Raw genomic sequence first — 5,878 nt, forward strand, 5'->3', positions numbered from 1 at the left:
TTACTTTTGAGTATCCTAAACCAGCAATTGCGGCAGACGGGTCAGTTAGTGTACCAATATCCGGTGTGCAAACTGGTGTATTAACAGGCGAAGCAGTTGGTGCCGGCACAGCTAACCCGGGTATAGATTGGGGCAATGCACCTTCAGATAAACTCGATTTTGGTCCTTTGCGTTTGGCTGGAAATCTATTTACCACTAAATTTCCTTTTAGTATTCCATGGGACATAGAAAGACAATTTCAAATATTTAATGTGACCCCTAAGGCAGCGATTTTAAAAGTGGATAAGACGATACCTATATTTAACACATCAATGAAACTTAAGTTTGATATAGATTTTACGATCATGGAACCTGCTGCTGTCGTGGTCAGGTGGTTTGCGATAATTGCGTTTGATCTTGGGATGATTCTATCAATGAGGAAATTCATGCCGGAATAAAGGGGCGGCTGCTGTGGCTAATTTTTTTATAAGGTTGCTTAATTATTGCATTGCTGGTGTTGGGAGTGCTTTGTCTTGGTGTCTCGCGCTTTTACCGGAGAGTCCTTTTGGTAATCCTGCATCAAAGCCAAGCAGTATTGATTTAGGTTATGTGACTTGGCTTATACCGTTTCCGACCATGTTGGCACATCTTGCTGTTCTGATCGGGGCGATAACGGTTTGGTATTCCATTAGAGTTGCAGCGCGTTGGCTTAAAGTTGCTAAGGGAGGATGATTATTTTGGATAAAGATCGATCTTTTTGGAAGTTTGAAAAAACAGAAATGTTACTGGCTGCCATTGCACTTATTTTGTGGAGTACAGTAATTTTGCAAGTCTTGGAGGTGATGTAATGCTTTTGGCAATGGTTTTGACTATCAATCAGTACATAGGGACGATTGGCAGCGGAAAGACATATCACGCGCTTGAGGATATCATCAAGCATTTATCTAAGGGTGGCTATGTAATTGCTAATTTCCCTATTAACTTCCCTCCAGGAATGGTTCGTAAGGGTTATGCAGACCGATTTATGTATATTCCAACTGAGATTTTGGAAGATGAGGCGGGAATGGCTCTTTTCATGAAAATGTCAGAGGAATATGGTTTTGATGAATTCAAAAAGTTGTGTCTCGTTGTCTTGGATGAAGCTGGGGACTTGTATCCATCTGATAAAGCGACTGACGAAACCCAACGTAAATGGAAAAAGTTTTTCAAAACATCTCGTCATATGGGTTATGACTTTACATTGATTATGCAGGATGAAAAAGAGATTAATCGGACGATAACGAGCTGCATGGAATATAAGGTTGTTCATCGGAAAGCAAATCGCATATTTCCGTTTAAATATCTTCCTTTCACTCTTTTTATGCATATTACGTATTGGAAGCAATCTCGGCAAAAGTTGTCTTCTGGATCCACTATTTTTGTTAAGTCATTTTCAAAACTCTACAATACACATCAATATCGTAATGCTATCAAAATAGATACGCCGGAAATAGATTTCAGTAAGTATAATTTTGATGCCCATTTTGGAAACTGTAAGCCCGTCGAGGAGTCTGGCGGCTTGGGAGGGCAGCCCGTAGGGGGGACCCAAGCTGCTGGAACCTCAGAGGAGCTTACAGCCCCTTTAGGAGAGGATAATGATGCCGAAGAAAAAGATGCGAGTTGATGTTTATATTGCTGATAGTTTACAAGCGGAGATTAAGGTATTAGCGGATCGTTATGAGGTGTCAGCAGCCTATGTGTTACAGACCGGATATAAATTGTGTGATCGTAGGCTGCTTGAAAAGATGCTATCTATTAATTTGATAAATGATTGATTTTGGTAAAATAACCCTTTACTTTTGGTAACCAACAAGTTATATTAAAGGTAACCAAAAAGGAGGTGGAGACATGAAATCTACATCATCTGAATCTGTTATGGGACGTCCAAGAATTGGTGTGTCACGACAGGTGAAGCTTACATTACCTGAGTGGGATTGGGTGGAAATCGAACAGTTAATAGATCGTGGTGAGTATAATTCGTTGTCGGCTTATTTTAGAGAATTACATGAAAAAGAAAAGTCTAGTAAATAGTAGACGCAATGAAAGCTGATGAAGAGAGGAGTTTAACTATGGAATGTACGATCTGCCGGACAACTCACCTAGTTGAGCTAAGACCTGTTTATGATGAGAAAGAACCTGTTTGTTTGGCTTGCTGGCTGGAATTTTATGCATCTGATGATGATAAAGAGTTTCTGCAAGATTTAGAGTAATGCGTTGTACTAAGAAACTATGAAAGCGGTTGGTTGCAATCTGACCCCTGCCCATACCCTTTATACAATCTGCCGATCTGGCAGGGATAGGGAGGTCAATACATGATATGAGAGAGAGTTTTGGCGCGTCAGCGCCCTTGGTAAGTATTACGAAATTACGAACCATCGAAAATACGAAAAACAGGGGTGCGGTAGAGAGAAACGAAGATAAGGGGTTATTATCTAATGATTTTGGCGATGACCGATTTCTTAGATATCAAATGCAGTCAGCATCTAAACATTTGCTCCCTAATCATCGTGTAGGTATATGTTTACGGCATCAAATTCAGCGTTACGGTGATGTTAGTCTCTTTAAGCATAGATCGACTCAGAAGGCTTTCTACGGCGGTTTGATGGTTTGTGGTAGCGTTTGGGTGTGTCCGGTTTGCGCGGCAAAGATAAGTGAACGGCGGCGTTCTGAATTGAAGATTGCTTTTGATAGTCATTTACAGCAAGGCGGCTATTGTACGATGGTAACTCTTACTTTCAGTCATTCTAGAACCGATAAATTGCAAGACTTGTTAATAGCTTTGAGTAAGTCGGTTCAAGATTTTAGTCGCGGTGGACGTGATCGTGTATTTAGAGAATCTATAGGTTTGGTCGGTAAGATACGCGCTTTCGAAATAACGTACGGTCAAAATGGTTGGCATCCTCATATACACTTGCTTTTGATGCATAACAATGAGATTGAGCCTTGGGAACGCGAAGAGGTAAGAGACAAGTTATATGATATGTGGGAGGGTGCTTGTGCAAAGAATGGCTTAAGCACAAATTATGAACATGGTCTCAAAATTGATGATGCGGCAGAAGCTAGTCAGTACATAGGCAAATGGGGCGATATCATGGACAAGCCTTGGGGTACGGATTCAGAAATGACTAAAGCCAATATCAAGAAGGGTCGCGCAGGAAGCATGACACCATTTGATTTTTTGAGGGCAGTCATAGAAGATGGCGATTTGCAGTATGAGGATAAATTTAGAGAGTATGCGGCAGCCACGAAAGGTATGCACCAACTTGTTTGGAGTAGAGGATTAAAGGCGAAGTATTTGATTGAGGATAAAAGCGATGAAGAAGTTGCAACAGAAAAAATAGAAGAAGCGGATTTATTAGGTTTGTTGGATTGGCAGGAATGGCGTTACATTTTGCATAATGGATTGAGGGCAACACTTTTGAATTATGTTGAACTTTATGGATATTATGATGCCTTAGAAAAATTAGGCTTAAAAAAAGAAAAGCCCACCGCAAATTACAACGATGAGCAACCCTCTGGACGGGGTTAGGTACTTATATTATAACTAATAACATCCAACATTGAAACAGGTGGCTTTTGTAATTGTTTGTCAACTAAACTACTCTATTAGGGTAGTTTTTTTTAAATTTGATAGCAGAGGTGTAATAGTGCCGAGACCACGTATTTCACCGGAGATGAAGAAAGTTAATATAACTCTTCGGCTGCCGAAATACATCGTAGATATGCTAAAAGACACCGAAAATTATAACAATTTGGTGGAAGTCTTACTAAAAGACTATTTTTCTAAAAAATAGTATAGACATAGGAAGATATACCCATATATAATAGTGCTGTGGCAAATACTTGTTCGTAAAAAAGGAGGAAAAAAGATGAAAGTTACAATTGAGGGTCTTATTACCAGCGTTAAAGAGGAAACAAAAGACAGCAAAAAATTCACTAACCTCTTAATTATGCAACGCGGGGAGAGAGTACAGGTACAGGCTCGCCTGGAGGGACATGTTGGTGATAATTTCGAAGAAATGGAAAAGATTGAACTGAAAGGTAGATTACAGGCTTGGGCGCAACGTGATGGAATTGGAATGATGGTTATGGCAGATGCTGCACAAATGGTGTAATGGACATTCTTCTTATCCTTAAATCTATTGGAAAAGCGTTTCTTAATATGGATTACAAATCTTACTTGGCAGTCGCTTTTATACCTGTACTGAAAGGATACCGTTGGTTTCGTGTCCGTTATAGGGGTGGGAAATGGAAGTAACAAATGATAATCCCGTGCCTGTATCTGTTACTAATGTCGTTTATTTAGATGGTGAACAATTTACTCAGTTAATTGAACAGGGCAATGCAATGCAGTCGAACCAATCTTACATATTTGTTGCCTTGGCCATAATTATTGGTGTGCTGCTTATGCAAAGTTTTTGGAGTGGTTGGAGGTCAGGGAAATGATTGCAGACCATTTTGAAGAATTGATGAAGATTGGCATAATTGCGGGTTTAGGCTTTGCTGGGGTCGTAACATTAATCGGTCTTGGCGTAGGCTCATCCATAGATTTACTAAAATTATTCGGAGGTGTTAGGTAGTATGAAAGGAATTATTCAAGCGTTTAAGGGGCGTAGTACACGGGTTGCGATGATGTGTATGGCTTTGATGATGGCAATGGCTACATCAGCATTTGCAGCAACTGATGTAACGGTGGATACTGCTGGTGTTACTGGTACGTTTGCCAGCATCACGACCACAATTCTAGTTGTGATCGGGACGGTGGCTGCTTCTGCCGTAACGGTTATGGGCGTAATCCTTGCATGGAAATACGGTCGTAAGCTGTTCGGCATGCTTGCAAAATAAATGCTCCACATCCGGAGTCTTGGAGGGGTCAAGCCTTCAAGGCTCTTTTTTATTAGGGAGGAACATATGCCATATTATCTATTAAATGAAAGACAAAGACAAATATTGATTAAGAAAATACTGATAAGTACCTTAATTCTAATATATTTATCTGCGATAGTAGTGCCTCCTAAACCTGCTGGCGCTGTGCCTATTGCATTGCCTTTGGGAATTGAGGTTGGCGTTGGTGCATATGTTTTGCTGGCTCTAGGGGTGGTTGGGGCGGCTTCTGCATTTGGTCAAACAGAGTTTGCAGATGCGGCTTACGACCACGCAACGTATGTGTGGAATACTACGCAAGATACGATAAAAGCTGAGATATTAGCGTCATATAAAGCGGCGGTCGATGCTGGTAAAAAGACTATGGATATTAGCACAAGTGTTATGGGATATCTGACTAATAGATTAGGATCGTTGTTTGTAATGTCATCACCTACTATATATGGCAGTGTAACCGGTTATTCTAGCTCTAAAGCTGTTAAAACTGACAATGGATATGATTGGTATGGTTTTTATCCGGCGGCTAACATGATCTATTATTATGACTTTGTTCTAAAAGGTACTAGATACACTGGATATAATACAGCGGCTACAGCTGATCCAAACTATGGTGTAGTTCGCTTTTTCAATTATTACAGGGCTGATGATAAATCTGCCAGAATTTATATTGGTGGTGCAAATATTGATTTATCTACAACGTATTTTAATGGAGAGTTAGTGGCACCTGCTATTGCGTATCAACAAATAATGGATTATACACATAGTTTTTTTAAAGTAATGACAAAAGCAGAATATGACACAATACAAGCTAAAAAAGCTACAGCAATAGCAACGGTAGCAAGTATACCGGCTATAGCAACTCCTGCAGTCGGTGATTTTGTAGCGCATCCAACTAATGATAAAACTAAAACGGCTACGTGGAGTCCTGATAAAGGGTGGGTTTTGGGTGATGGTACAACGGTAGCCCCTAAAGATC

General features: G+C 40.2%; 12 protein-coding genes. All 12 read left to right on the forward strand.

Going from position 1 to position 5,878, the window contains the following annotated elements; genetic code table 11:
- On the forward strand, nt 1–437 hold a 437-nt coding region (locus tag NST74_RS29845; RefSeq protein WP_341116048.1), incomplete at its 5' end, for a hypothetical protein.
- Nucleotides 438–450: 13 nt separating this feature from the next.
- Nucleotides 451–711: a hypothetical protein gene (locus NST74_RS29850; RefSeq protein ID WP_341116049.1), complete on the forward strand. Its 261-nt coding sequence runs from the start codon at nt 451–453 to the stop codon at nt 709–711.
- A gap of 115 nt (nt 712–826) precedes the next feature.
- On the forward strand, nt 827–1,642 hold the full coding sequence (locus tag NST74_RS29855) for a zonular occludens toxin domain-containing protein (RefSeq protein WP_341116050.1): 816 nt from the start codon (nt 827–829) through the stop codon (nt 1,640–1,642).
- Nucleotides 1,614–1,793, forward strand: a complete 180-nt coding sequence (locus NST74_RS29860; RefSeq protein ID WP_341116051.1) for a hypothetical protein — start codon at nt 1,614–1,616, stop codon at nt 1,791–1,793. Before NST74_RS29855 ends, NST74_RS29860 begins: the two co-directional genes overlap by 29 nt.
- A 73-nt stretch (nt 1,794–1,866) precedes the next feature.
- The gene (locus tag NST74_RS29865) at nt 1,867–2,049 is read left to right on the forward strand and encodes a hypothetical protein (protein ID WP_341116052.1); all 183 of its coding nucleotides are present in this window, start codon (nt 1,867–1,869) and stop codon (nt 2,047–2,049) included.
- Nucleotides 2,050–2,057: 8 nt separating this feature from the next.
- Nucleotides 2,058–2,228 carry a hypothetical protein gene (locus tag NST74_RS29870; protein WP_341116053.1) on the forward strand — a complete coding sequence of 57 codons (171 nt, stop codon included), beginning with the start codon at nt 2,058–2,060 and terminating at the stop codon, nt 2,226–2,228.
- A 107-nt stretch (nt 2,229–2,335) separates the two neighbouring features.
- Nucleotides 2,336–3,547 carry a protein rep gene (locus tag NST74_RS29875; RefSeq protein WP_341116054.1) on the forward strand — a complete coding sequence of 404 codons (1,212 nt, stop codon included), beginning with the start codon at nt 2,336–2,338 and terminating at the stop codon, nt 3,545–3,547.
- Between the two features lie 340 nt (nt 3,548–3,887).
- Nucleotides 3,888–4,133: a hypothetical protein gene (locus NST74_RS29880; RefSeq protein ID WP_341116056.1), complete on the forward strand. Its 246-nt coding sequence runs from the start codon at nt 3,888–3,890 to the stop codon at nt 4,131–4,133.
- A 133-nt stretch (nt 4,134–4,266) separates the two neighbouring features.
- Nucleotides 4,267–4,464 carry a hypothetical protein gene (locus NST74_RS29885; RefSeq protein ID WP_341116058.1) on the forward strand — a complete coding sequence of 66 codons (198 nt, stop codon included), beginning with the start codon at nt 4,267–4,269 and terminating at the stop codon, nt 4,462–4,464.
- Nucleotides 4,461–4,598: a hypothetical protein gene (locus NST74_RS29890; protein WP_341116059.1), complete on the forward strand. Its 138-nt coding sequence runs from the start codon at nt 4,461–4,463 to the stop codon at nt 4,596–4,598. The genes NST74_RS29885 and NST74_RS29890 overlap by 4 nt, the downstream gene beginning before the upstream one ends.
- 1 nt (nt 4,599) lies before the next feature.
- Nucleotides 4,600–4,863 (forward strand): hypothetical protein, encoded by a 264-nt coding sequence (locus NST74_RS29895; protein WP_341116061.1) that lies wholly within the window; start codon nt 4,600–4,602, stop codon nt 4,861–4,863.
- Between the two features lie 66 nt (nt 4,864–4,929).
- Nucleotides 4,930–5,878 (forward strand): hypothetical protein (locus tag NST74_RS29900; RefSeq protein WP_341116062.1); only part of this gene is annotated, 949 nt, incomplete at its 3' end.

Origin of the sequence: Paenibacillus sp. FSL F4-0125 (genome assembly GCF_038008565.1) — a bacterium.
Taxonomy (GTDB): Bacteria; Bacillota; Bacilli; order Paenibacillales; family Paenibacillaceae; genus Paenibacillus_AQ.